The organism is Actinosynnema sp. NPDC050801 (assembly GCF_040673975.1).
GTDB lineage: Bacteria > Actinomycetota > Actinomycetes > Mycobacteriales > Pseudonocardiaceae > Actinosynnema.
This window is the reverse complement of record NZ_JBFAQZ010000002.1, coordinates 694888-720364: the sequence shown is the minus strand read 5'-3', so window position 1 is coordinate 720364 and position 25477 is coordinate 694888. Positions and strand designations below refer to the sequence as shown.

Annotated in this window: 24 protein-coding genes; 8 read left to right on the top strand and 16 right to left on the bottom strand. The window is 72.2% G+C overall.

From position 1 onward, the window contains the following. Positions 1-106: 106 nt before the first annotated feature. The 13 genes from AB0K14_RS07655 to AB0K14_RS07595 form a co-directional block, all read right to left on the bottom strand. Positions 107-1252 (bottom strand): glycosyltransferase, encoded by a 1146-nt coding sequence (locus AB0K14_RS07655; protein ID WP_360459201.1) that lies wholly within the window; start codon positions 1250-1252, stop codon positions 107-109. Positions 1253-1426: 174 nt separating this feature from the next. Next, on the bottom strand, positions 1427-2347 hold the full coding sequence (locus AB0K14_RS07650; protein WP_360459199.1) for an alpha/beta hydrolase: 921 nt from the start codon (positions 2345-2347) through the stop codon (positions 1427-1429). 14 nt (positions 2348-2361) lie between these two features. Continuing rightward, on the bottom strand, positions 2362-3330 hold the full coding sequence (locus AB0K14_RS07645) for a transketolase C-terminal domain-containing protein (protein ID WP_360459197.1): 969 nt from the start codon (positions 3328-3330) through the stop codon (positions 2362-2364). Continuing rightward, a complete protein-coding gene (locus AB0K14_RS07640) occupies positions 3330-4313 on the bottom strand; it encodes a thiamine pyrophosphate-dependent dehydrogenase E1 component subunit alpha (protein ID WP_360459196.1) in 984 nt (327 codons plus the stop codon). The genes AB0K14_RS07645 and AB0K14_RS07640 overlap by 1 nt, the downstream gene beginning before the upstream one ends. Positions 4314-4318: 5 nt before the next feature. Beyond that, positions 4319-5233, bottom strand: a complete 915-nt coding sequence (locus AB0K14_RS07635) for a phytanoyl-CoA dioxygenase family protein (RefSeq protein WP_360459194.1) — start codon at positions 5231-5233, stop codon at positions 4319-4321. A gap of 11 nt (positions 5234-5244) precedes the next feature. Then, positions 5245-6318, bottom strand: coding sequence for a 4-hydroxyphenylpyruvate dioxygenase (gene hppD / locus AB0K14_RS07630; RefSeq protein ID WP_360459192.1), 1074 nt, complete (start codon positions 6316-6318; stop codon positions 5245-5247). Next, positions 6299-6547, bottom strand: a complete 249-nt coding sequence (locus AB0K14_RS07625; RefSeq protein ID WP_360459191.1) for a hypothetical protein — start codon at positions 6545-6547, stop codon at positions 6299-6301. The genes hppD and AB0K14_RS07625 overlap by 20 nt, the downstream gene beginning before the upstream one ends. Then, entirely contained in the window at positions 6544-7992 is a 1449-nt protein-coding gene (locus tag AB0K14_RS07620) for a fatty acid--CoA ligase family protein (protein WP_360459189.1), read from the bottom strand. The genes AB0K14_RS07625 and AB0K14_RS07620 overlap by 4 nt, the downstream gene beginning before the upstream one ends. A gap of 49 nt (positions 7993-8041) precedes the next feature. Next, complete coding sequence (locus AB0K14_RS07615) at positions 8042-9406, bottom strand: PLP-dependent aminotransferase family protein (RefSeq protein WP_360459187.1); 1365 nt, start codon at positions 9404-9406, stop codon at positions 8042-8044. Next, positions 9403-11115: a condensation domain-containing protein gene (locus tag AB0K14_RS07610; protein WP_360459185.1), complete on the bottom strand. Its 1713-nt coding sequence runs from the start codon at positions 11113-11115 to the stop codon at positions 9403-9405. The genes AB0K14_RS07615 and AB0K14_RS07610 overlap by 4 nt, the downstream gene beginning before the upstream one ends. A gap of 3 nt (positions 11116-11118) precedes the next feature. Beyond that, positions 11119-12765 carry a class I adenylate-forming enzyme family protein gene (locus AB0K14_RS07605; RefSeq protein WP_360459183.1) on the bottom strand — a complete coding sequence of 549 codons (1647 nt, stop codon included), beginning with the start codon at positions 12763-12765 and terminating at the stop codon, positions 11119-11121. A gap of 171 nt (positions 12766-12936) precedes the next feature. Further along, positions 12937-13938 (bottom strand): thioesterase domain-containing protein, encoded by a 1002-nt coding sequence (locus tag AB0K14_RS07600; protein ID WP_360459181.1) that lies wholly within the window; start codon positions 13936-13938, stop codon positions 12937-12939. After that, entirely contained in the window at positions 13935-15077 is a 1143-nt protein-coding gene (locus AB0K14_RS07595; RefSeq protein WP_360459179.1) for a glycosyltransferase, read from the bottom strand. The genes AB0K14_RS07600 and AB0K14_RS07595 overlap by 4 nt, the downstream gene beginning before the upstream one ends. Positions 15078-15134: 57 nt before the next feature. Here AB0K14_RS07595 and AB0K14_RS07590 point away from each other — a divergent pair, with 57 nt between their 5' ends. The 3 genes from AB0K14_RS07590 to AB0K14_RS07580 are packed head-to-tail and all read left to right on the top strand — an operon-like array spanning position 15135 to position 17149. Further along, positions 15135-16064 carry a 3-oxoacyl-[acyl-carrier-protein] synthase III C-terminal domain-containing protein gene (locus tag AB0K14_RS07590; RefSeq protein ID WP_360459177.1) on the top strand — a complete coding sequence of 310 codons (930 nt, stop codon included), beginning with the start codon at positions 15135-15137 and terminating at the stop codon, positions 16062-16064. 27 nt (positions 16065-16091) lie between these two features. Further along, entirely contained in the window at positions 16092-16373 is a 282-nt protein-coding gene (locus AB0K14_RS07585; RefSeq protein WP_360459175.1) for a phosphopantetheine-binding protein, read from the top strand. Continuing rightward, positions 16370-17149, top strand: a complete 780-nt coding sequence (locus tag AB0K14_RS07580; protein ID WP_360459173.1) for a hypothetical protein — start codon at positions 16370-16372, stop codon at positions 17147-17149. Before AB0K14_RS07585 ends, AB0K14_RS07580 begins: the two co-directional genes overlap by 4 nt. A 185-nt stretch (positions 17150-17334) precedes the next feature. Here AB0K14_RS07580 and AB0K14_RS07575 read toward each other — a convergent pair whose 3' ends face one another. Genes AB0K14_RS07575 through AB0K14_RS07565 form a run of 3 tightly spaced genes read right to left on the bottom strand, consistent with a single transcriptional unit; the run spans position 17335 to position 20241 of the window. After that, positions 17335-18756, bottom strand: coding sequence for a condensation domain-containing protein (locus AB0K14_RS07575; protein WP_360459171.1), 1422 nt, complete (start codon positions 18754-18756; stop codon positions 17335-17337). Beyond that, positions 18749-19966 (bottom strand): beta-ketoacyl-[acyl-carrier-protein] synthase family protein, encoded by a 1218-nt coding sequence (locus tag AB0K14_RS07570; RefSeq protein ID WP_364337667.1) that lies wholly within the window; start codon positions 19964-19966, stop codon positions 18749-18751. The genes AB0K14_RS07575 and AB0K14_RS07570 overlap by 8 nt, the downstream gene beginning before the upstream one ends. Before the next feature lie 14 nt (positions 19967-19980). Continuing rightward, positions 19981-20241 carry an acyl carrier protein gene (locus AB0K14_RS07565; RefSeq protein WP_360459167.1) on the bottom strand — a complete coding sequence of 87 codons (261 nt, stop codon included), beginning with the start codon at positions 20239-20241 and terminating at the stop codon, positions 19981-19983. A 151-nt stretch (positions 20242-20392) separates the two neighbouring features. Here AB0K14_RS07565 and AB0K14_RS07560 point away from each other — a divergent pair, with 151 nt between their 5' ends. Genes AB0K14_RS07560 through AB0K14_RS07540 form a run of 5 tightly spaced genes read left to right on the top strand, consistent with a single transcriptional unit; the run spans position 20393 to position 25476 of the window. Next, entirely contained in the window at positions 20393-21811 is a 1419-nt protein-coding gene (locus AB0K14_RS07560) for an AMP-binding protein (protein ID WP_364337665.1), read from the top strand. Beyond that, a complete protein-coding gene (locus AB0K14_RS07555) occupies positions 21802-22578 on the top strand; it encodes a hypothetical protein (RefSeq protein WP_360459164.1) in 777 nt (258 codons plus the stop codon). The genes AB0K14_RS07560 and AB0K14_RS07555 overlap by 10 nt, the downstream gene beginning before the upstream one ends. Beyond that, positions 22572-23081 carry a phosphopantetheine-binding protein gene (locus AB0K14_RS07550; RefSeq protein ID WP_360459162.1) on the top strand — a complete coding sequence of 170 codons (510 nt, stop codon included), beginning with the start codon at positions 22572-22574 and terminating at the stop codon, positions 23079-23081. The genes AB0K14_RS07555 and AB0K14_RS07550 overlap by 7 nt, the downstream gene beginning before the upstream one ends. A 2-nt stretch (positions 23082-23083) precedes the next feature. Continuing rightward, entirely contained in the window at positions 23084-24550 is a 1467-nt protein-coding gene (locus AB0K14_RS07545; RefSeq protein WP_360459160.1) for an AMP-binding protein, read from the top strand. Continuing rightward, complete coding sequence (locus AB0K14_RS07540) at positions 24547-25476, top strand: thioesterase domain-containing protein (protein ID WP_360459159.1); 930 nt, start codon at positions 24547-24549, stop codon at positions 25474-25476. Before AB0K14_RS07545 ends, AB0K14_RS07540 begins: the two co-directional genes overlap by 4 nt. The last annotated feature ends 1 nt before the right edge of the window (position 25477 follow it).

Genomic DNA, 25477 nt, shown 5'->3' with positions numbered 1-25477 from the left:
GTCGAGGTGAAGTGGACGGCGTTGGGGGCGGACAGGATCGTGCCACCCGGTGCACAAGGCGAGACTCCCTCCCCTCCTGCACCGTCCGGGCGGGCGCGGTGGTCGTTCAGGCGTAGTCGGGCAGCGAGCGGGCCACGTCGTGGGGCGACGGCATGGCGGCCACCTCGGCGGCCATCGCGCGGGCCGCGTCGCGCACGGCCTCGTCGGTGAGCAGGCGCCGTGCCTTGGTCGCGATCGCCTCCGCGGTCGTGTCCTCGGCCAACAGGTGGTCGCCCAGCCCGGCCTCGGTCACCACCTCGGCGTTGTTGAACTGGTCGGCCGCCTGCGGCAGGACGAGCTGCGGCACGCCCGCGCCCAACGTGCCCAGCGTGGTGCCCGCACCGCCGTGGTGGACCACGAGGTCCGCGTGGGGCAGCAAGCCGGCTTGGGCCACCCACGGGAGCACCACGACGTTGTCCGGCAGGTCGGTCAGCGCCTCCGAATCGACCTTCCCCCCGGCGGACACGAGCACCCTCGCGCCCAATGCCGCCAGGCCGTCGATGGCGGTGCGCAGCAGCGCCGCCTCGCTGAACGCGGTGCCCAGGGTCAGGTACACCAAGGGCTCCCGGTGCTCCACGACCCACGACGGCAACTCGCCCGGCGCGGCGAACGCCACCGGCCGCAACGGGATCCGGTGCGCCGACGAGGCCAGGAACTCGGGGTTCTGCACCGAGGGCGGGCAGATGTCGAGGTACGGGTGGCCCAGCGCCATGGAGTCGGTCCGGGGCACCTCGACGCCCAGCTCCGCGCCGAGGGCGGTGAGGTAGTCGCGCGCGGGCTCGGCGAAGTCGGGTTCCTGCCACATCCGACCGTACGAGTGGCACAGCGCCGGCACGCCCGCGACCTTCGCGGCCAGGCCCGCGCCGGGGTTGCCGAACTCGTGCACGACCAGGTCGGGCTTGCGCTCGGCGAGGACCGGCGCGAGGCCGGTGGCGAAGCTGCGCGGCAGCACCGAGGCGAACGTGAACGCGACCCGCTCGGCGTCGACGCCCCTCGGGGTCTCGGGCGTGGCGCCCGCCATCGCGAGCTTGAAGGCCCTGTGCGGCGACATGCCGCCCCTGATGTGCTCGATGCCTTGTGCGGCCAGGACGTCCGCGAAGACCCTGCCGGTGAAGTAGTCGACGTCGTGGCCGAGCTCCCGCGCGGCGACGGCGAGCGGCAGCAGGGGGAAGGTGTGCCCGTACAAGGCGAGGCTGGAGAAGAGGATGCGCACGGGCTCAGAGCCTAGTACTCCGACCCCACTCGGTGACTACGTGAGTTTCCGCCGGCCGTTCTCGATTTTCGTTGGTATGGCGGCATTCCTGGACCGACCGCCGGCTTCCGGCCACGCGAACGAGTGCGCCGTCGGGTGTGCCGGTGGGGCCGGAGTACGGGTGGAACGCAGACGTCACCCACGCAGGTGGGTGCGCAGGAACGCCGCGACCTCGGCTCGCGCCTCACGAGCCGCGTCCACCACGCCCGACATGGCGAAGAAGCCGTGCGCCACCCCGGGATAACGCGTCGCGACCACGGGCACACCGGCCTCGCGCAGTCGTTCGGCGTACTGCTCGCCCTCGTCGCGCAGCGGGTCGCGCTCGGCGGTGACGACGAGTGCCGGCGGCAGGCCGGTCAGGTCCTCGGCGAGCAGGGGTGAGGCCCGCGGGTCGCGGCCGTCGTCCGGGTTCGCCAGGTAGTGGCCCCAGTACCAGGCCACGGATCGGCGGTTGAACGCGGCGGGATCGTCGTTCTCGCGCATGGACGCGGTGTCGCCGCGGTGGTCGGTGTTGGGGTAGACCAGCACCTGGGCGGCCAGCGCGGGCCCGCCGCGGTCGAGGGTCACCACGGCCGCGAGGTTGCCGCCGGCGCTGTCGCCCGCCACGGCGAGTCGGTCGGGGTCGACGCCGAGCTCGGCCGCGTTCGCGGCGATCCAGGCGACGGCCGTGCGGCAGTCGTCCACGGCGGCGGGGAACTTGTGCTCGGGCGCCAGCCGGTAGCCGACGGTGATCACCTGGCACGGCACCGCGTTGGCCAGGGCGCGGCAGATCTCGTCGGAGGTGTCGATGCTGCCCAGCGCCCAACCGCCGCCGAAGAAGTAGACCACGGTGGGCAGGGGCCCGGCCGCGTCCACCGGGCGGTAGACCCGGATCGGCAGGTCACCGCCCGGTCCGGGGAGGTGCCGATCGGTGACGTGGCGCACCGGCTCGCCCGCGCCCGCCGCCGCCCGGATCGCGGCGAGGTCGGCGGCCCGCGCTTGTTCGACCGACAGGGTGTAGAGCGGCGGGGAGGCCGTACTCTCGTGCACCGTCCTGAGCCGCGGTTCCAGTGGCATGCGGGCCTCCGTCGTCACTGCTTGAGCACCTTCCGGATCGCGGCGGTCAGCTGGGCGCGATCGGGTTGCACCGCGAGGTCGAGCCCGAGGGCGAACGGCACCACGGCGCCGTCCGGCCTGGTCACCCTGGCGGGTGGCACGGCCAGGTCGCACCGCTCGGCCGCGGTGGCGATGACCTCGGCCGCGATGCCGCACATGCGGTTGGAGTCGTCGATCACGACCAGCCGACCGGTCTTGGCCAGCGAGGCGGCCAGCCCGTCCCAGTCGAAGGGGTACACCGTGCGCGGGTCGAACACCTCGACCGAGACCTCACCGGCCAACTCCTCGGCGACCGCCAGCGCGTCGTGCACGAGGTGCCCGATCGCCACGACCGTGACGTCCTCGCCCTCGCGGTGGACCCGGCCGACACCGAGCGGGACCGGCGCCAGCCCGTCGTGGTCGAGGTCCACCCGGACACCGAGCGCCGCCGCCGGTGCGAACACCACCACCGGGTCGTCGTCCCGGATCGCCGTGGCGAGCAGACCGTAGGCGTCCTCGGGCGTGGCCGGCACCACCGTCTTCACCCCGGCGTGGGCGAACAGGGCGTACGGGTGGTCGGAGTGCTGCCCGGCCCAGCCCGTCTTCGACCCGGAGCCGGGCACCAGGTACGTCACCGGCACGCGGGTCTGGCCGCCGGTCATCAGCGAGAACTTGTGCGCCTGGTTGACGATCTGCTCGAACGCCAGGTACAGCAGCGCCGGGATCTGGAACTCGATCACCGGCCGCCGTCCGCTCAACGCCGCCCCGGTGGCGAAGCTCGTGAACGCCTGCTCCGACAGCGGCGTGTCCAGCACCCGGTCCGGGCCGAACCGCTTGAGCAGGCCCGCGGTGACGTTGGAGACCGCGACCCGGACGTCCTCGCCCAGCACGAACACCGCCGGGTCCCGGGCCAGTTCGTCGCCCAGCGCGCGGTTCAGCGCCTTCAGGTAGGACAGCCACGGCATCAACCACCACCGCCCGGACGCGCCCTCATCCCGGTGGCGTACAGGTGGTCGAGCGCGCCGACGGGATCGGGGTGCGGGCTGTCGAGCGCGAACGCGACCGCCGCGTCCACGACGGACTCGACCTCCGCGTCGACGCGCGTCCGATCGCCGCCGGTCAGCCGTGCGCCCTGGATCTCCACCGGATCCCTCTCACGTCCACTTCGGACCTCGTCGTCGCCGCGGTAGCGGACCCGCGCTTTGTGCTCCCACGTGTGGTGCGCGTCGAACCGGTAGGTCAGGCACTCGACCAGCGACGGCCCGCCGCCCGCACGGGCGCGGTCCACCGCCTCGCGCGACGCGGCGAGCACCGTGCGCGGGTCCATCCCGTCCACCGTCACCGACGGGATCCCGAACGCCTCGCCACGCCCGGTGATCGTGCCCGCGACCGCGTCGGTGACGGTCAGGGTCGTGGCGTAGCCGTTGTTCTCGCAGACGAACAGCACCGGCAGCCGCCACAGGGCGGCCAGGTTCATGGCCTCCAGCAGCACGCCCTGGTTGACCGCGCCGTCGCCGAAGAAGCTCACCGCGACCCGGTCGCTCCCCTCCTGCCGGGTGGCCCAGGCCGCGCCCGCGGTGATCGCGCCGTTGGCGCCGACGATCGCGTTCGCGCCGAGGATGCCCAACGCGAAGTCCGCGGCGTGCATCGACCCGCCGCGCCCCTTGTTCAGCCCGGTGGCGCGACCGGCCAGCTCGGCGAGCACCCGGGCGGGGTCGGCGCCCTTGGCGAGCACGTGCCCGTGCCCGCGGTGGGTGCTGGTGATCATGTCGTCCACGCGCAGCGCGGCGCACACACCGGCGGCGATGGCCTCCTGGCCCGTGTACGGGTGGATGCCGCCGACGATGTCACCGGAGCGGACGAGTTCGACCGCCCGCTCCTCGAACCGGCGGATCAACCGCACCGTGCGGTACAGGCCGACATCGGTGTCCGGTGCGTGTGCCGTCACGGTGGTCAGGAGCGCCACACGGGCGGGCAGAACTCCGGGTCGGCGTAGTCCGGCTTGCCGTCCGGGGTGCGCCGCACGAGGGAGTCGTGGTTGTAGAAGGCCAGGTCGCCGTCCGACAGGGGGAACTCGCGGTAGGCGTTGTCCCCGTCCTGCAGGTGCAGCGAGATGGCCTGGCGCGGCCGGCTGGAGCGGTTGGGCCCGCTGCCGTGGTAGGTCCGGCAGTGGTGGAAGCTCATGTGCCCCTTGGGGATGATCATGGGGATCTTGGTGACCCGGGTGCCGTTGTGCTCCGCGTTGGCCGTGAGCAGGTTCTCCAGGTGGTCCGGGTCCCGTTCGGCGAAGTGCTTGGTGGCGCTGTCGTCCGAGCCGACCTCCTCCCAGAGGTTGCTGCCGTCGACCATGGTGATCGTGCCCAGTTCCTCGTCGCAGTCGTGGAACGGGATGAACGCGGTGAGCATCCGGTCTGACGAGGACGACGACCAGTAGTGCTTGTCGAAGTGCCAGGGCACGACGTTCGACGGCTCCTCGGCGATCGGCGGCTTGTAGATCAGGGTGGACTGGAACACCCGGATCTCGTCGGCCTCCGCCAGTCGCGCGGCCACCGCGCCGATCAGCGGCTTGAGCAGCGACTTGGCGATCGCGTCGCTCTCGTAGTGCACGTAGTCGTTGTGGCGCTGGACATCGCCGTGCTCGGGCGTCCAGTACGCCAGCCGGGGCGGGCGCGTCGGCAGCAGGCGGCTCCGCTCCCCCGCGTAGTACCGGTCGACCGCCGCGGCCAGCTCGTCCACCTCGCTGTCGGAGAACAGCTTCTTCGACAGGTACCAGCCGTGCTCGGCGAAGAACCGGACGTCGTCGTCGGACGGGAGCAGCGCGCGTTCGTGGTCGGTCAGCGTGAACTCGTTCACCGTGGTCTCCTTCACCGTGGTCTCCTTCACGTGGCCGTCGTGCCGGACAGTTCGCCCTGCTTCGCCTCGTACAGCGCCTTGATGTTCCCGCTGCCGAAGGTCAGCGCGCCCCGGCGCTCGATGACCTCCAGGAACAGCGTCCGGCGCACGTGCATCGACTCGGTGAAGATCTGCAGCAACTGGCCCCAGTGGTCCCGGTCGACCAGCACGCCGAGGCGGCGCAGCTCGTCCAGCGGCGCGTCCAGGTGGCCGACCCGTTCTTCGAGCGTGTCGTAGTAGGCGCCCGGCGTGCCGAGGAACCGCACGCCCTTGTCGCCGAGCGTGCTCACCGCCTTCACGATGTCGTCGGTGCCGAACGCGACGTGCTGGACGCCCGCACCCGCGTGCCAGGTCAGGAAGTTGTCGATCTGCCCGGGCCGGCGGGCGGGGTCCGGTTCGATCAACGTGTAGGTGACGTGCCCGGACGGGCTCTGCACCACCTTGGAGAACATGCCCTGCCCGCCGACCTCGACGTACTCCTCGAAGATCTGCTTGAACCCGAACACGTCGACGTAGTACCGCGCGGTCGGGGCGAGGCCGCCGACCGGCACGCAGATCGCCAGGTGGTCGATCGCGCGCAGCAGCTTGCCGTCGGTGTCCGGCTCGGGGTCGGTCATCTCGAACGCGCCGGGCAGGAACTCGCGCGGCGAGCCGTGCCGCTCGACCAACCGGTGCGTCACGTCGGAGAAGCCGGAGACCTCGGCGACGACGACCCGCTGGTCGTCGTGACCGTGCTCGCGGGGCGGCGAGACCGGTTCGGCGCCGCGTTCGGTGAGGGCGCGGTAGGCGGCACGGGCGTCGTCCACCCCGATCCCGACGACCGCCACGCCGTCACCGTGCCGTCGCACGTACTCGGTCGCCGGGTGGTCGGGGACCAGGCCGGTCGTCAGCACGACCTGGATGTCCCCCTGTCGCAGCAGCAGCGAGCGCCGACCGGGGAGCCCGGTCTCGGGCCCGCCCTGCCCGCAGACCACGAACCCGAAGGCGGTGGTGAGGTAGAACGCCGTCTGCTTCGCGTCACCCACGTATAACTCGATGTGGTCAATCCCGGAAATGTTCATCAGGCATCCCGATCACTTCCCGGAGCACGTCAGCGGCTCCCGAGACGGTGGTCATGCGGCCGTACTGACCGCTGTCGAGTTCCATGCGCACGCCGTAGCGCTGTTCGACCTGGTGCACCAGCCAGGCCAGTTCCATCGATTCGATCAGCTCCGGGACGTCCTGCGCGGGCCTGCCGTCGAGGCTCGCGAGCATCGCCAGGATGTCCTCGCGGTCGGGTGCCGCGCTCATCGCGCCACCCCCTGCGCGGCCTGGCGGAGCACCGAGCGGTCGCGGACCAGTTTTCCCGTGGTGGTGCGCGGCATCGCGTCGAGGACTTGCAGCCGTCGCGGTCTCTTGTAGGCGGCGAGCCGTTCGGCCAGGGCCGCTTGGACGGACGCCGCCGTGGCGGGCGCGTCGAGCTGGGCGTAGGCGGTGATGACGTCGTCGTGCAGCACCACGGCCGCCACCACGCCCGGCAGTTCGGCCAACGTCGCCTCCACCTCGGTCAGGTCGACCTTCAGGCCGCCGACCGACACCTGGGAGTCGAGCCGCCCCTTGACGGTGACGAGCCCGGTGTCCGGGTCGACCGTGCCCGCGTCCCTGGTGCGCAGCCAGCCGTCCGCCCACCGGTCCGGGTCGGACACGCCGACGTAAGGCGATTCCGTGCGGCTCACCAGCAGCTCACCGTCCCGCTCGACGACCGACAGGCCGGGCGCCGGGGTGAGGGCGGGCCGGTGCTCGCCGAACAGGTCGGTGGCGATCACGCCGACCTCGGTCATCCCCCACATGTTGCCCAGCGGCACGCCGTACTTCCCGGTGAAGGCGGCGGCGGTCGCGGCGGGCACCGGTTCACCGCCGGTGGTCATCCGCTTGAGCTGCGGCAGGGACGGCGGGTCCACCACGGACGCGAGCAGTCCGATGTGGAACGGCACGCCCAGCACCGTCGCCGGGGTCGGTTCGGCCGCGACCGCGTCCAGCACGCTGTCGCCGGTGAGCCGGTCGGGCGGCCTGACCTGGACACCGGCGTGCAGGCCGTACAGCAGGGCGCCGACCAGGCCGAGCACGTGCACCATCGAGGCCAGCACGACGATCCGCTCGCCCGGCAGCGGCACGCCGTCGATCCGGGTGTACCGCTCGATCTCGGCGACCAGGTCGGCGGCCGTGCGGCCGATCACCTTGGACGGACCGGTGGAGCCGGAGCTGAACTGGATCACCGCGTGCGGTGTCGCGGCGGGACGGCCGGAGCGGGCCGTGACCGTCTCCTCCACGTCGGCGAAGGCACTGAGCGGGCTGCTCGTGACGCGTCCCGGCTCGACCACCACCTGCGGTGCGAGCCTGCCGAGCGCGAGATCGACCTCGAACGCGGTGAGGCGGTGGTCGAGGAGGCTCACCTGGGCGCCGAGGCGCCACCCGGCGAGCAGGTTCGCGATGTACGCCGTCGACGGCGGCAGCCGCAGCGCGAGCGAACCGCCCGCGCCCAGTCCGGCCGCCGCGAGACGTGCTTGCCGGAGCGCGACCATCCGGCGCAGTCCGCCCCGGTCGATCGGTCCACCCGAATACAGGCAGATATCGTCGTCCGCGCCGCGGAGCAGGATCTCGTCCACCCATTCCGGACTCGTCACGAGTTCGAATCCGGGCGACGCCAGGCCTTTTGTCATCAGGTCTCCCGCCTGGTCGCGCACTTCGCGAAACATTTACGACAGAGTTTTCGATTAACCGCGGACGAGTGCACAGAATAGTACGTCACGGTTCACCGCGGGCACTATCGGCCAATCGGCCGTGACCAATCGTGCCCGCCAGGCCGAGGTGGTCGCCGATCAATGCGGCCAGCCGGTCGAGACCGCGATCGATCTGCTCGACGGAAACGGCGCTGCACGAAAGGCGCAGGGCCCGGACGGCCGTGACGTCGTCGTAGAAATGCCCCATCGGTGTCCACAACACGCCGTAGTCGCGGGCGGAGCGTTCCAGCAGCCGGTCGTCGACCGCGAACGGGACGGTGACCACGACGAAGAACCCGCCGGTCGGCACGGTCCAGGTGATGTCCGACCCGGGCGGGAAGCGCTCCGCCAGCCCGGTCACGAGGTGCCGCAGGTTCCGGTCGTAGAGCCGCCGCTCGGGGGCGGTCGCACCGGCGAGCCGGCAGCCGTGCGCCAACAGCTTGCCGCCGACGACGGCCTGCGCGATCGGCGACGTGTTCACCGTGAGCATGCTCTTGATCTTCGACAGCTGGTCGGCGAACAGGCCGGTCGTGCCGTCGGCGGCGGAGACCCGCTGGTCGGCGACGACGTAGCCGACGCGGGCGCCGGGCAGCACGGACTTGGCGAACGAGCCCAGGTAGACGACGCGATGGTCCGCGTCCAGGGCCTTGAGCGTCGGCACCCGGTCCGCGTCGCCGTGGAACAGCCCGTACGGGTTGTCCTCGATCAGCAGGACGTCCTCGGCCGCCGCGACCTCCAGCAGCCGCTGCCTGGTCGCCAGGTCCAGGCTCAGCCCCGACGGGTTGGCGAAGTCGGGGACGACGTAGCAGGCGCGCGGCCGGCGACCGGCGGCGCGTTCCCGGCGGATCACCGCGACCAGGTCGTCCAGGTCGATCCCGTGCTCCCCGGTGCGGACCGGGCGCACGGGCAGGTCGACCAACCGCGCCGCGCCGGTCAGCCCGACGTACGTGGGCGACACCGCGAGCAGCACGTCGCGTTCGTCGGCACGCAGCGCGCGCAGGACGAGGAACATCGCTTCCTGACAACCGGCGGTGACCACGACCGATTCCGGGTCGACCGCGATGTCCTCGTCCAAGCGGAGGTTTTCCGCGACCAGTTCGTGGATGATTCCCTTGGTCCGACCGTACTGCAATACGGTGCGCCGCACCTGTTCCTCGGTGAGGTGCCGGCCGAGGTGCTCGGAGAAGGTGCGCAGATATCGGTGCACGTCCTCCAGGTCGAAGAACTCCTCGCTCGGTCTCCCGGCGGCCAGCGGTATCGCGTCCGGATAGTGGTTCGCCACCTCGTTCAGGAAATTCATCGAGTTCAGGGCGGGATCCTCCAGCGCGCCGAACAGCGTGCCGGTGTCCAGGTCGGCGATATCTTCGGCGGTGCCGGGAGTCGTGCTCACCTCCCGTCACCCCCGGTGGACCGGCGCAGCTCGCGGGTGGCCTCGACGGCGCGGAGCAGGTCGTCCAGCTCGTCGTCGGACAACTCCGCCAACCGGGCCGCCCGATCGGCCTCCGCCACCCGGTCGGCTCGGGCGGCCTCCAACTCCGCCGACACGAACTCGGCGAGCGCCGCGATGGTCGGCGAGGCGAAGATGCGCGGGAGGGGCAGGGTGACGCCGTAGGTGTCGGCGACGAGTGAGGCGAACCGGACCGCCGTGAGCGATCCCCCACCCAGGCGGAACAGGTTGTCCTGCACGCCGACCTCGTCGAGCCTGTGGAGCAGGTCGGCCCAGGTCTTGGCCATGGTCTGCTCGATCTCGGCCCGCGACGGCACCGGAGTCACGTCCACCTGAGGCTCCGCGGCTTCTGCGGTGGCGGGCTCGACCACGCCATTCGGCGACAGACCGCTCGGCGACAGCCCGTTCGGCGACGACCCGCTCGGCGACGACTCGGTCGCCGCGGACCACGTGGCCTCGGGATCCGGCACCGGCAGCTCCGACACCGCGCTGTCCGCGGTCGCGTGCTCCAGCACCGCCACCACCGACGACAGCAACCAGTCGGCGAACCCCGGGTCGGTGCGGTGCGCCAGGGTCAGTGCGCCGTTCTCGTCCGCACGCAGGTCGAGATCGGCTTCGGCGGCGTCGGTCAGGACGACCCGGCTCCGCACGGTCACGCCGGGGAGGTCCAGCGCGGGCTCGGCAGGCGGCGGGAACGTGAACCGCACCGCGTCGGAGAGGTCGGCCCCCAGTTCCCCGGCCAGCACGCTGAGCGGAACCTCGTCGCGCGACAACGCCTGTGCCGCGGCGTCCCGCACCCGGACGAGCAGGTCGGCGAAGGCCGGTTCACCCGCCAGGGACACCCGGACCGGGACCACGTCGGCGAACGGGCCCGCGATCGACTCCAACTCCACCCGGATGCGACCGCTCACCGGGACCCCGATCACGACATCGGTCCGGCCCGCGTACCGGGACAGCACCACCGCGTACCCGGCCAGGAACGCCGCGGACGGGGTGGCGCCGACACCCTCCGCCACGGCGGCCAGCCGCCGGACCGCGACCGGGTCGACCACCGCGGTCAGCGAAGCGGCACGATGTCCGGCCGGGAGCCGCAGCGGTCCGGGCACGTCGCGCAACACCTCGCGCCAGTGCACCAGCTGACGGGCCAACTCCTCACCGCGCAACCACTCCCGTTGCCACACGGCGTAATCCCCGTAGTCCATCCACGACGGGGACAACGTGGACGAACCGTCGCGGTACGCGGTGGACAGGTCGGCGAGCAGCATCGCCAGCGCCGAACCATCGGCCACGACCCGGTGCGCCACCAACGCGAACAGCCACCGGTCCGCACCGACCTCGACCACCGCGGCCCTCACCGAGGGCTCGCGCGCGAGGTCGAACGGCCGCTCGGCCAGCTCCGCGGCGATCGACTCGGCCCGCTCCACGTCACCGGGCAGCACGACGTGCTCCACCACCACCCGCCCCGTCTCCGCGACGACCTGCTCCCCGGAGGCGGTGACGTGCGTGCGGAGCGTCGAGTGCCGCGCGACCACGACGTCCATCGCCCGTTGCAGCGCGACGGGGTCGACCGGACCGTCCAGCCAGGTCGCGTGGGACAGCGGCGTGGGCAGGGAGCGCGCCCACGCCTGCGCGAACGACAGCGGATACCGCACGAGCTACCTCCCGTGTGGCGCGTCCGCCAGGACCCGTTGGCGCATCAGGAACTTGCGCACCTTCCCGGTCGGCCCGACGGTCAGCTGCCCGTCCGGCACGACGTCGACCCGCCGCACCGTCCGCGCCACCGCCTCGCCGAGCGCGGCCCGCACCGCCTCGCCCCGGTCCAGGTCCGGATCGGCCCCTTCGTGCAGCACCAGCAGCACGTCGGTCACCGGGGTGCCGTCGTCCTGCTTCGACGCGAGCACCGTGCAATCGCGCACGTCCGCGCAACGGGCCAGGACGCGCTCCTCGGACAACGCGGTGTAGAGCCAATCGCCGCCGCCGAGGTCGACCGCGTCGTTGGCCCGGTCGAGGTGGTAGTAGTAGCCCTCCTCGTCCCGGTACATCAGGTCGCCGGTGAGGTAGTAGCCGTTGAGGCGGTTGCGGTAGGTGGCGGTCGAGTCGTTCCAGTAGCCGGGCGCGAGCGTCGGAGACTTGAGCCCGCACTGCCCCACCTGGCCGACCGGCACCTCCTCGCCCGTCGTCACGTCGAGCAACGCCACCTCGGCGAACGAGTACGGCTTGCCGACGCACCGGTCGTAGCGGTCGCTGCCGGGCCGGTGGCTGATGGCGAACGCGCTGTGGCCCATCTCGGTCGAGCCGAGCGTGTCGATGAACTTCGAGCCCGGCTCGTCCACCACGCCGTCCGGCGTCCAGACCGGGTGGCTGCCGACCGCGACCAACCGCCGGATGTGCGCCTCGTGCGCACAGTCACCGGTGCTCGACCAGTTGCGCACCGAGCTCAGGTCACGCTTCGACAGGTCGAACCGCGCCAGCTCGGCCCACGTGACGGCGAAGCCGAACACCCCGGTCGGCCGCCACCGCTCGATGGCATCCAGCACCACCTCGCCGCTGCGTTCGAACGGCCCGCCCTGCGCGGACAGGCACAGCAGCTCGTAGCCGTTGCACAGCGCCTGGTTCACCACGATGATCCCGGCCGCGTGCGCGGCGGGCAGCACGGACAGCTCGCGCACCCGACCGTGCGGCCTGGCTTCGGTGAGCCGCACCGCGCGCACGGCGGCGAACAGGCTGTGGTGCGAGTGGACGACCGGCGTCGGCATCCGGGTCGTGCCGGAGGAGTGCGTGATCGCCACGGGGTCGTCGGCGTGGTGGCGGTAGGGCGGCGGTGCCTGGTCGGGGTCGCCGGTGCCGGTCTCCGACGCGTCACCCAGGACGGGCACGCCGAGTTCGTGGTCCCGCAACGCCGCGTGGTCAGCGTCGAGCAGCACGCCGACGCCGCGCAGCCGGCGGACGAACTCCGCGGCGACCTCGATCGGCATGCTGCCGTTCATCAGCGCCGGGATCGCGCCGAGGTGGTTGAGCGCGAAGAAGTTGAGGAACACGTCGGCCGCCGAGGTGACGAACACCGCGACGGGGTCACGTCGGCCGATCCCCTTGCGGGCGAACCAGGCCGCCCGTGCCGCGACCCGTTCGGTCAGGTCGCGCAGCGACAGCGGGGTCCACGCGGGGATGCCGTCCACGTCGACGTCGAACGTCATCCGCGGGGCGTCGAGGTCGGCGCCGTGCTCCACCAGCATGGGCAGCACGTTGCCCGCGCCGACGCGCATGTCCCGCGCCAACGCGGTGCGCGGGTTCGCCCCGCTCATGAGACCTCCGGTTGCAGAGAACGGTGGACCGCCGAACGATCGCCACCGAGTCGGGTTCCCGCATTTGGTGGCAGGGTGGGTTCGGACGGTGTGCGGTGTCCCGCCGACTGCGACGCCGACTGCCGGTCTCGTGAACCGTGCGAGGGGCGGAAGCGGACTCCTACGCAGAGACTAGGTTCGCGATTCCCCTGTGGCAATAAGGCTTCCCGATGCGCTCCCGGTCGGTTCGGGCGACTTCGGGTTCGCACCGGGGCGGGGCGGGGCGCCGGCACCGAGGCGGGCGGAGATCGCGGCCCCGATCCGGGCGACCGGCACGGGCAGCAGCATGTGTTCGTGCAGGCAGTCCACTTCCACCACGTCGACCGGTCCGCCCACGTGGTCGTCCCACGAGGCCAGCTTCGCCCCGGTGGTCAGCTCGGCCTCGGTGGCGGAGAGGAAGAGCACCGGGCCGCGGACCCGACCGGGGCGATGGCGTTGTGCCAGCGCGAGGTTGTTCCTGATCACGTGCGGCAGCGCGAGCAGCTGGCGGTCCGGCCACTCGTGCAGTCCCAACCCCGGCCGACCGCGGACCACTTCCAGCATCCGGTGCACCGGGTCGGGGTCGTCCGGCTCGACCACCGGCTGGTATCCGAGTTCGCGGAGCACGAAGTCGCACACCAGCCACAGGTCGTCGTCGGCCACGCTGAGGCTGTACGGCAGGCCGGGCATCGAGTCGCCGATGACGAGCAGGCCGACCTCGTGACCGCGCCGCTCCAGTTCCTCGGCGATCGCGTGCGCGATGTTGGCGCCGATCGACCACCCGAACAGGTGGTACGGGCCGTGGGGCTGGGTGAGCCTGATCTGGTCGGCGAAGTCCCGCGCCAGCTCGGCCATGTCGACCGGCAGCGGTTCGGGCCTGCGCAGCCCACGCAGTTGCAGGCCGTACACCGGGTGCTCGGGCGCGAGGTGCGGCAGCAGCGCGAGGTAGCACCAGCTCGCACCGATCAACGGCGGCGCGCAGAACAGCGCGGGGCCGGTACCGCCCTCCCGCAGCGGCAGCACCAGGTCGAGGACGCCACCCGCGCGGCGGATGTCGGCCCGCCGCTGCCTCGCCCACGCGAACTCCTCGGCCGCCGGCAGCGCCTTCACCCCGGACTCGTCCACCAGACCGTCTCCCCGCTCGCGTGTGGTCACGTACCGGACGCCAACTCGACCAGGTGGGCTGCGGCCGCCGCCGCTCCACCGGCGGCGGCGAACTCCGCCCCGATCCGACGGGCGTGGCGCCGGTAGTCCGGTTCGTCGAGCACCGCCCGCACCGCGGCGTCCAGTTCGGCCACCGTCACGTCGAGGATCGACACCTCGATGCCCGCGCCCGACCGGGCGACCTGCCGCGCCAGCGCCGCCTGCTCGGCCCGGACCGGCGCGACGACCATCGGGACCCCGAAGGTGAGCGCTTCGTTGACGGCGCCGCCGGCGTGGCACACCACCGCGTCCAGCTTCGGCATCAGGTCGAGCATCGGCACCAGCTCGGCGGTGATGGCGTTGTCCGGGAAGGACTCCGAGGCCACGCCGGAGGTCACGAAGATCGCCTGCACCTCGTCCGCCATGGGCGCGAGCACCGCGGCGGCCCGGTCGTAGAAGTCGCCGACCATGTGGCCGACCAGCGTGCCGACCGTGACCAGCACGTGCCTTCGGTCCGGATCCCAGAGGTGCCAGGGGAAATCGGGTGCGTTCGGCCTGGCGCCCAGCGCCGCGCCGGTGAACACGCAGCGGTCCGGCAGCACGGCGTCGCCCACGAGCCCGGGTGTCATCAGGGCGATCACCAGGTGCGGCGAGAACCGGGGGTCGATCGGCTCGTCGGACAGGCCCGCCATGGCCACCGCCTGCGCCATCTTGTCGGCCAGGTAGTCCTCGAACCCGACGAGGTCGGCCGGCGGGGTCAGCTCCAGCGTGCCGGTGCACAGGGTCGCCCACGGCACGCCGTGCCGGTGCGCCACCAACGCGCCGGCCAGCGCGTACTGCTCGGTGACCACGACGTCCGGCTTGTGCTCCAGCACCGCCTCGTCGACGGGGCCGAGGGTGAAGCGGGTGAACGGGATCAGGTACCCGTCCCACATCGCCCGCACCCCGGCCATGCCCGTCTCGTCGTAGCGGCGGTAGGCCCGTGCGCCGGTGGCGTGCACCGTCGCACCCGGACCGACCATCGGTCGCAGCACGTCCTCCGGGCCGCACCAGACGACTTCGTGACCCGCGCGGGCGAGTTCCTGCCCGATCGCGAGCATGGGGTAGAGGTGGCCTTGCAGCGGCAGTACGACCAGCAGAAACCGCGACACCGCAACATCGTGGCACACATTGACGTTCCCCGGAACGACGTGGTGGGATCCCGAAGTGTGACCGCTCTCGACGCGGTGTCGGTGTACACACCGGCTTTCCGCGTCCCCATCGAGGACTTGGCCGACCCGCTCGGCCTGACCGACATCCAGGTCAGGCTCTTCCGGCGGTTCCACGGGCTCGACCAGGTCCGGTTCGATCCGGACCGGTCGCCCGACGGGCTGTTGCGCGCCGCCGCCGAAGGGCTCGCCGAGCTGCGCGGTCAGGAGCACCGGGTCCGGTACGTCGTCCACGGGCGGGCGATGCCTGTCGTGGTGCCGTACCCGGTCAACCCGCTGCACGACGTCTGCCGGCAGCTGGGACTCGGTCACGCACTGGCTTTCACCGTCACGCAACAGAGTTGCGCGAGCGGGCTGCTGGCGGTCGACCTGGCCGGCCGGCTGCTCGCCGGCGACCCGGACGAGGACGCCTTGGCGCTGGTGCTGACCGGCGAGAAGGCGTTCACCCGCCACGCGCGGCTGCTGCCGGGCACGTCGCTGTTCGGCGAGGGCGCGTCCGCCTGCCTGGTGAGCGCCAACGGGCCGCGCGACCGGATGCTGTCCTTCGTGTGCGCGCAGCGCGGCGAGTTCGACGGCGAGTTCGGCGATCGCGAGGACGACTTCCAGCGCCAGTACCGCCCGTCGCTGGCCGAGGTGATCAACCGGGCGGTCGCCGACGCGGGGCTCGCCCTGGACGACATCCGGTTGGTCCTGCCGCACAACGTCAACGTCGTGACTTGGCAACGCCTGTGCACGCTCATGGACTTCCCGGTGCGGCGCGTGCTGCTGTCGAACGTGCCCGAGAACGGCCACCTGTTCTGCACCGACGCGTTCGCCAACTACCGCACCGCCCGTGAGCGCGACCTGCTCCGCGAGGGCGACCACTACCTCGTCGCGACCGTCGGCGCCGGAGCCGGGGCGACGTTCTCCGCGATGGTGTTCCAGCACTGATCCCCCGTTCCCACCCAGGAGGCCGACATGACCGCACCCGACGCCCAGGTCGACATCGCATCACGGGACCGCGTGGTCCAGGCCATGACCACTGTCCTCAAGCGGCTGGTCGAGCGCCAGGAGCCGATCACCGAGGACATGCACATGGCCGACGAGCTGGGGGTCAGCTCGTCGCTGGGGTTGGAGCTGCTGCTGGAGGTCGAGGAGCAGCTCGGCATCCAGATCGACGTGGAGCGGATGCGCCCGGACGAGCTGCTGACCGTCGGCCAGCTGGCCACGTTCATCGCCGCCAACAGCCGGCCCTGGTGATGCGCCTGGTCCGCGCCGGGCGCAGGGCTTTCGCCGGGAACGCCGACGTCCTCGCCGACGACGACCACCGCGCGCAGGTGACCGACTACTTCGCGGACCTGGTCCGGCCCTTCGGCGCCGGACCCGTCACCGACCTGTCCGGCCAGTCCTACGGGGAGATGGCGACGGCGTTGGTGGCGGAGGTCGTGCCCGCGGCGGAACCGGTCGACCTGCTGGTGCTGGCGTTCTCGATCCACGACGTGTGGCCGGGTCGGGCGACCGCGACCTACCTCAGCCACGTCTGCCCCGGCACGCCGATGTCGTTCGCCATCTGCGACCAGGGCAGCGCGTCCCCGTTCACCGGTTTGCGCATCATCGGCGACTACGGCGTGCGGCGGGCGTTGCTGGTCGTGGTCGAACAGGCCTCACTGCCCTACGAGTCGGCGGTGGCGACACCGTTGGCGCACCAGGGCGTGGCCATGCTCTACGAGGAGGCGGCGGGCACCCGGGTGACCGAGGTCCGCCAGTACCCCGATGTGCAGTCGGAGGCCGTGCCGGAGGCGGCTCGCCTCGGGGTGGCCGAGCTGTCGGCCCGCCACCCCGGCGCGCGGGTCGTGCTGAGCGACTCGCTCGCCGCGGTGTGGCCGGACCGCCCCGAGCACACCCGCGCACCGGCCGGACAGCCCACGACCGGGGTGTGGTGGCACCTGGCCGGTGCGCGCGAGGGCACGGTGCTGGTGGGCGACTACGACCGGGATCTGCGCTACCTCTGCTTCGCCGTCGTGGCGGCCGGATAGTCCTCAATGGACGGCCGGGCTCGGTCGACCGGGCTGCGACGGGTCTCGCCACAGGTCGCCGGCCGCGCGGTACCGGCCTGTGGTGCGGCGGTCTCGCCACAGGCCGCGAGCCGCACGGTGCCGGCCAGCGGCACCCGGCTCTGCACCACAGCGCCCGATTCGTCGTCGCGGCACCCGGTTCTGCGCTACCCCGGTCCGGCGCCGGTGACGGCCGGTCGGGGTTGTGCGCCGGTTGGCACGTCCGGGCGGAACGCGGCCTCGATGGCCACCTCCTCCACCGCGTGCAGCATCGCTTCCACCTGTTCGGCGGGGAAGACGTCGGTGTCGTTGACCACTTGGAGGTGCACGGTGTCCGGGTGGTCCTCGATGTTGACGAACAGCTGGTCGGTCCACCGGTAGACGAACCTGTGCCACTTGAGGAACGTCTCGGGCAGCGTGGCCCTGATCTCGTCCTCGGTGACGGGCGTGGCGTCCGCCACCGCGTCGGCACGGGTCCTGGTGCTGAACCGCCGGTCGTTGATCCGGCAGGTGATCCGGGCCGGGTAGCCGCGCTCGGCGTCCAGGCGCGCGGTCAGCTCCGCCAACTGGTCGGGGTCGTAGTAGGAGTTCATCAGAGCCGCGGTCGTGGCCTGGCGCGCCTGCGCGAGCACGTCGTCGACCGTGCCGTCGAGGTCGAAGGTGAGCACGGCGTTCTGGACCACCGAGCCGATGACGTCGGCCAACCCGGGTCGGTACCGGTTGCCCGCGGCCACATGCAGGGTCAGCGGGTTGACGCCGGTGGTCCGGGCGATCGCGGTGGCGATCACCGCGAGCAGCACCCGTCCGGTGTCCGTGCGGGTCCGCCGGGCGATCTCGACCACGGCCAGGTACGCGGCCCGCGACTGGAACCGCACGTTGCGGCACCGCCGCCCCGCCTCGTAGTCCGGCGCACCCGACTCGCCGAACGTCAGCGGCGGCAGGGAGCGGAGGTGGCCCTCCCAGTAGCGCATGGCCCGGTCGCTGACCCGCCGCAGCTCCGGCGTCGCCTCGCGGCGGGCGAGGTCGGCGAGCTGCACCGCGTCCGGGTCCACCGGGCGGCCGACCAGCTCGCCGAGGTCGAGGTCGGTCATGAGCAGCAACCCGCCCACGCCGTCGACGACCAGGTGGCCGAGGGTGAGCACCATGTACACGGCTTCGCCCCGGTACTGCATCACGCCCATGCGCAGTGGCCACGGGGTGTGCTCTTCCAGCGGTGCCGCCGTCCACTTGAGCCACAGCCTGTTGCCGTGGTCGATGGCGTCGGAGCGGTCGCGGTGGTCGGCGAAGGTCATGACCTCCAGGTCGATCTCCCCGGACCCGTGCACCACCTGGCACGGCTTGCCCTCGTCGTCGGTGCCGATCCGCGTCCGCAGCGCGGGGTGCTTGCCCATCAGCCGGCTCAGGCGTTCGGCGACGTCGGCGACCGTGAGGCCCTCCGGCAGGTGGTGCGCGCCACTGATGTTGTAGGTCCAGTCGCTGTTGCGCATGTCCTGGAGGATGGTCTTCTGGCCCCAGCTCAGCGGTGCGGTGCCCGCGCCGGGCCCGGAGAACGACACGGTGACGCGGTCGTGGACGATCTTCTCACCCATCGGCGCTCCCGAAGATCACGCTCACGTTGTGCCCGCCGAAGCCGAACGAGTTGGACATGACCGCGTCCACCGCGGCGGGCAGCGCCTCACCGCGGACGTGGTTGAGGTCGCAGGCCGGGTCGGGGTCGTCCAGGTTGTGGGTCGGTGGGAGCAGTCCCTTGCGCATGGCCACCATGGCGATCGCCGCTTCCACCACACCGGACGCGCCGAGCATGTGCCCGGTGACGCCCTTGGTCGAGCTGACCGGCGGCATGGCGTCGCCGTACACGCCCCGGATCGCGGCGGCCTCGGCGGAGTCGCCCGCCTTCGTACCGGTGCCGTGCGCGTTGAGGTAGTCGATGTCGCCTGTGGACAGTCCGGCATCCCGAAGTGCGATCCGCATGCTCTCCGCGGCGCTGGAGCCGTCCGGCCGGGGCGTGGTCGGGTGGTACGCGTCGCTCGTCGCACCCCAGCCGAGCACCTCGGCGTGCACCGCCGCGCCGCGCGCCCGCGCGAAGTCGGGCCGCTCCAGCACGAGCACACCGGCACCCTCGCCGAGCACGAAACCGTTGCGGCGCCGGTCGAACGGGCGGCTCGCGTCGGTCGGGTCGGGCCAGCCGCGGGCGAGGGCGAGCGCGTTGCCGAAGGCGTCGGCGAACGTCGGGAACAGCGGGGCTTCGGTGCACCCGCACACCACCACGTCCGCTTCGCCCGCCCGGAGGATGCGCATCGCCTCGCCGATGGACTGCCCACCGGCGGCGCACGCCGTGCCGGACGACGACGTGTACCCCCGGATGCCGAACTTGATGGCGACCCGCGCCGCCGCCATGTTGGGCAGCACACCGGGCAGCAGGAACGGGCTGACGCCCAGACGGCCGCGCCGGGACCGCTCCACCGCCTGTTCCGCGAGCGTCGCCAGCCCGCCGACCCCGGAGAGCACGACCGCGACGCGGTACGGGTCGACGTCCCGGCCGATCTCGATCCCGGCGTCGGCCAAGGCGTCGTCCGCGGCCCGCACGGCCATCACGATCGAGCGGTCGACGACCCGCGCCTCCTTCGGCGGTATAACGCTTTCCGGGTCGATGAACGGCCCGATCGCGGCCGCGTCGAGCACACCGTGCAGCGGGTGGTCCTCCGGCGGGCGCACGATCGCGGACCGGCCGGCGCACACCGCCTCGAAGACCTCGTCGACCGCGGTGCCGACCGGGCTGACCAGCCCGATCCCCGTCACGGCAACGCTTGCGCTCACGTCGCCGTGGCGGTCTGCGTGCGCCGGGCCACTTCGGCGCAGAACTCGCCGACCGTCATGGCGGCGAACCGCTCAGCCTCGTCCTCGTTGAACCGGACGCCGAAGTGGTCCTCCACCCGCAGCGAGAGCTCGGCCAGGGCGAGCGATTCGAGGTCGGCGCCTGCGGGGCCGAGCACCGTGTCGTCGTCCATGTCGGCGGTGCTGTACTTCATGACCGTCAACGAGTCGAAAAGGAACTGGCGGATCTCAGAGTTCATGGCGGCACGTCCCCTCTCCGGGAGGTCACCGGGAATCTGCACCACCGGGGTCGAGGCCGTCAAGCACCAGCCCGTACCCGAATACGGGCTATGGACCGCGGTCCGGAACAGCCGCAGAATGTGCGCCATGTCCTCGGCGATGCTGGATCTCGTGACGCACGAAGAGGCGCCGCCGCGGTCCCCTGCCGTCCACCTCGTCGGCGGACGGACGCTGTCCTACGGCGACTTGGCCGACCTCGTCGGTGAAGCCGAGCGGTCCCTGCGCCACGACACGAAGGCGTTGGTGCTGTGCGCGGGAGACCGCGACGTGCCCACGCTGCTGGCCTACCTGGCCGCGCTGCGACTCGGCCACACGGTCGCGTTCATGCCCGCCTCGGCCGAGATCCTCTCGGCCTACCAACCCGAATTCGTCGTGCCGGGGCCCGGTGGCGGTTCCGAGCTCGCCGATCTCGACTACGTACCCGCCCACCAGGTGGGAGGTTCGCAAATCTTTCGCAGGCGTTCGGCGGCGCCGGCGGGCGACATCTTCCCGGGCACGGCACTGCTGCTGTCGACTTCCGGAACGACGGGGAGCCCCAAAGCGGTGCGGCTGTCGTACGACGGGTTGGCCGACAACGCCGCCGCCATCGTCCGGGCGTTGGGCGTCACGGCCGCGGAACGCGCGCCGACCACGTTGCCGATTACCCATGCCTATGGCTTATCGGTGGTGAACAGCCACCTGAGTGCGGGCGCGAGTATCGTGCTGACCGACCGGTCGCCGTTGTCGTTGGCGATGTGGGACCACGTGATCAGGGCGGGTGCCACCTCGTTCGCCGCCGTGCCGACGACCTACGCGGCGTTCGGACCGGCGCACGTGAAACTGTTGGAACGCACCGAGATCCGCACGATGACCCAAGCGGGCGCACGCCTCGGCGACGAGCTGACGATGCGACTGGTGCGGATGATGGAGCGGCGGCAGGGCCGGTTCTTCCCCATGTACGGCCAAACCGAGGCCACCTCGCGGATCACGTGCCTCGATCCGGCCGCCCTCCCGGACCGCCTCGGCTCGGTCGGGACGGCGGTGCCCGGCGGCGTCGTCACCATCGCGCCCGTCGAAGCACACGGCCGGGCCGCACCCGGCGAGGGCGCCGTGCACTACCGCGGTCCGGGCGTGATGCTCGGCTACGCGACCGGTCGCGACGACCTCGGCCGAGGGCCCGAGGTGGACGTCCTGGACACGGGCGACCTCGGATACCTGCGCGACGGCTACCTCTACCTCACCGGCCGCACCAAGCGGATCGTCAAGGTGCTCGGCGTCCGCACGAGCCTGGACGACCTGGAGCGGATGGTCGAGCGGTCCGACCACCCGTCCGCCGTGGTGTGCGACGACGACGTGGTGTACCTGTTCGGCGCGGGCGACCCGGATGTGCACGAGCAGCAGCGGCGGCACCTCGCCGAGACGCTGGGGGTGCCGAGCCGGCACGTGGCGGTCCGCCACGTCGATCGCCTGCCGCGGACCCCCGGCGGCAAGGTCGACTACCCGGCGCTGGCGGCGGCCGTGGACACCCAGGAGGTCGGGTCGTGGAACTGACGCACTGGCGACAGCTGTCCGATCGCGGACCGGACCTCGTGCTGTGCCTCGACTTCCCCGGTGGACGGGCCGCGGCGGGGTTCGCGGACCTGGCGTCCGGTGTCCCGGTGGACGCCTGCTTCCTGCACATCGCCCAGCCGGGCTCGGGGTCGCTCGACGCGTGCGTCGACCGCTGGGTGGCAGACGTGGCGGCGACCGGCCGCCCGGTGCGCGCGGTGCTGGGGTACTGCGCCGGGTCGTCGCTGGCCACCTGCGTCGCCGACGCCGTCGCCAAGTCGGCGCCCGCGCCGGTGACCCTGCTCTTCGACGCCGCGGCGACCACGGCCGGTTCGTTCGGCGACCAGTTCGCGTCCACCATCGAGACCTCCGCAGACCACCTGACCGCCGAGGAGCTGGACGACGCGCGCGCCCTGGCGGACGGGCTGGTCGAGGCGCACCCGGACGACCTGCCCCGCATCGCCGCGGCCCTGGTCGACCGGTACGACGCGTTGATGGGCGAGGTCGCCGCCCGGCTGTCGCTCAACCAGTTCTTCCGGCAGCAGCTCACCAGCGGGTTCACCGCCTACGTGGACTACATGCTGCTGGCCGCCCAGGGCCGGTTCGACACGCGCTCCGGGACGCCGTTGTTCGTGTCCTCGAAGGACCACGAGCCGCCCGTGGACGACGTCCGCCGCCTCGAGCTGGACTTCGACCACGCCGACCTGCTGCGCGAGCCCGCGGTGCACGACCTCGTCGCCGAACTGCTGATAGGAGAACGCCCATGGTGACCGTGGCCGAGATAGCCGACGCCCTGTCCGCGCACCCCGGTGTGAGCCGGGCCGGTGTGGCCGTCGTGCGCCACGACGGGCGTGAGGTCACCGTCGCGGCCGTCGAGCTGACCGAGTACCTGAGCGGGCCGGTGCTGCGCAACCACGTGCGGGAGCAGCTCGGCGAGGACTGCGGGCTGAACGGCGTGCTCGTCGTGGACCGGCTCCCGATGGCGGACGGAGCCGTGGACGCCGGGCAGTTGGCGGCGGCCGTCGCCGACGGCCGGTGCACCCTCTTCGAGGACCCGCGTGACGACGTCGAGCGCCGGGTGGCGGCGATCTGGTCGGCGCAGATGGACGTCCGGCCGGTCGGCGCGACCGACGACTTCCTGGAGCTGGGCGGCGACTCGCTGTCCGCGCTCGGCATCATCGCCGCGCTCGAAGCGGAGTTCGACCGGCCGTTGGACGTGTACGAGTTCATGAGCGCGTCCAGCGTCCGGCGGCTGGCCGAGATCCTGCGGTAGCGATGACCCTCCCCGTGCACCGGCGGATCGCCGACATCGCCCGCGCCGAACCCGGTCGGACGGCCCTGATCGGGTTCGACGCCGACCTGGCCGAGCAGACCCTGTCGTGGGGGGAACTCGCCGGGTCGGTTGACGACGCGGTGGCCGCGCTGCGGGCGGCGCTCGACCCGGACATGCCGTCGTGCGTCGTCGTGGAGGCGGCCAACACCCTGGCCGCGGCGACCGGCATCGCGGCGGCGCTCGCGGCCGAGGTGCCCGTCTTCCCGCTGAACCCGGCCACCCCCGCGGCCGAGCGGGACGTCCTGCTCGGGATCCTCGGCCGCCGGTACGGGCACGTGCACCTGATGGACGCCGGTAACCGGCCGGGGCCGGCGATCGTGTCGGCCACACCTCCCTCGACCCGGGACGGCGTGGCCTACCTGCTGGCGACCGGCGCGAGCACGGGCGTGCCGAAGGTCTCGGCGCGACCGGGTCCACTGCGCTACGACCCCGCGCGGACGCCGTCGCTGGTGATCCGGCAGACCGGTTGGCGGACCGGCCAGCGGCAGCTCATCGTCGGTCCGCTGTACCACGCGGCGCCGTTCACCGCGTTCGTGGACGCGCTGCTGGACCTGAACACCGTGGTGCTGCAACCATTCTTCTTGGCGCAGTGGACGGTGGACCTGGTGCGGCAGTACCAGGTCGAGTGGGTGCAGCTGACGCCCACGCACATGCGCGAGATCCTGATGCTCGCCGACGCGGACCCGGCGGCCTTCGACAGCCTGCGTGCGCTCCTGCACACCGCGGCCGCCTGCGACGCGGACACCAAGCGCGGCTGGATCGACCTGCTCGGCCCCGAGCGGGTCTTCGAGCTGTACGGCGCGACCGAGGGCATCGGCGTGACGCTGGCCCGCGGCGACGAGTGGCTGGCCCGGCCGGGCACGGTCGGGCGCGGTGTGCTGACCCAGCTCCGCGTGCTGGACGACGGCGGCGCACCGGTCGTGCCGGGCGAGGCCGGCACCGTGTTCATGCGCACCCCACAGCGGGTGAGCCGGTCCGACTACCTGAACGACCAGGTCGTGCGCACCACCCCGGACGGGTTCGCCACGGTGGGCGACCGCGGCAGGCTCGACCGCGACGGCTACCTCTACCTCGAACCCCGCGACCACGGCACGATCAACGTGGGCGGCGAGAAGGTCGACCCGAACGAGGTCGAGGCCGCGTTGCTGGCCCACCCCGCGGTGGTCGACGCCGTCGCGCTGGCCGTGCCGCACCGGACCCTCGGATCGGTGGTCGGCGTGCAGGTGGTGCTGCGACCCGAGGTGAACGTCCGCAAGGCCGACCTCGCCGCGCACTGCGGGCGGCGGCTGGCCGGCTACAAGATCCCGAAGCACTTCGCGTTCGTCGACCGACTCCCCCGTTCCGCGGCCGGGAAGATCCAACGCTGGCGGCTCGCCGCCGATCACGAAGGCGGTGCACCCACACCATGAACCCGACCGTGGACGACGTGCTCGACACCGGCTACCGGCACCCCCGCGACCCGGTGGAGCTGTGGCTGGCCCGGCAGTGGCAGGAGGTCATCGGGTTCGCCGTCGGCATCCGGGAGAACTTCTTCGAGCTGGGCGGCAACTCGCTGGACGCGGCCCGGGTCGTCAACGCCGTCTTCGAGGAACTGGGCGTCCAGCTGCCCCTGAACGTGATGACCGAGCACCCCACCGTGGAGGGCCTCGCCGCCCGGCTGCGCGACCACAACGGGCAGCTGTCCGACCCGCTGGTCCTGATCCAGCGCGGCGACGGCACCACTCCCCCGTTGTTCCTGGTCCACCCGGCCAACGGGCAGGTCGGCGGGTACGCCGGGCTCGCCGAGGCGCTGGGCGAGGACTTCACCGTGTTCGGGCTCCAGGCGGCCGGGCTCTACTCGGACGTCGACCCGGTCGCCTCGGTGCGGGCCATGGCGCACACCTACGTCGAGGCCGTCCGCGCGGCGCGGCCGACCGGCCCCTACCTGCTCGGCGGCTGTTCGACCGGCGCGTCGGTCGCCCACGAGATGGCCGCCCTGCTCACCGAGGACGGCGCCGAGGTGGGGCTGCTGGCCCTGGTCGACGCCGGGCTCCTGGACACCGGCCCCCGGTTCGACCAGCCGCCCGGCGACCTGGTCGAGGTACTGGACCGGTGGAAAGAACTCGACCTCGTGCCGTCGGACGCGACCCCCGATTTCGTCGGGCGATCGGCGCGCGTGTGGCAGGCGAACGAGGACGCCGTCCGCGACTGGGAACCCCGGCCGTACTCCGGCCCGCTCGACGTCGTCCTCAGCCCCTCGGGCGACCGGCCGGCGTTCGCGGACTGGCCGTCGGCGGTGACGCGCGAGCACACGCCGCAGGACGTGGTCGGCGCGCTGCGCGGGTTGATCGGCTGAC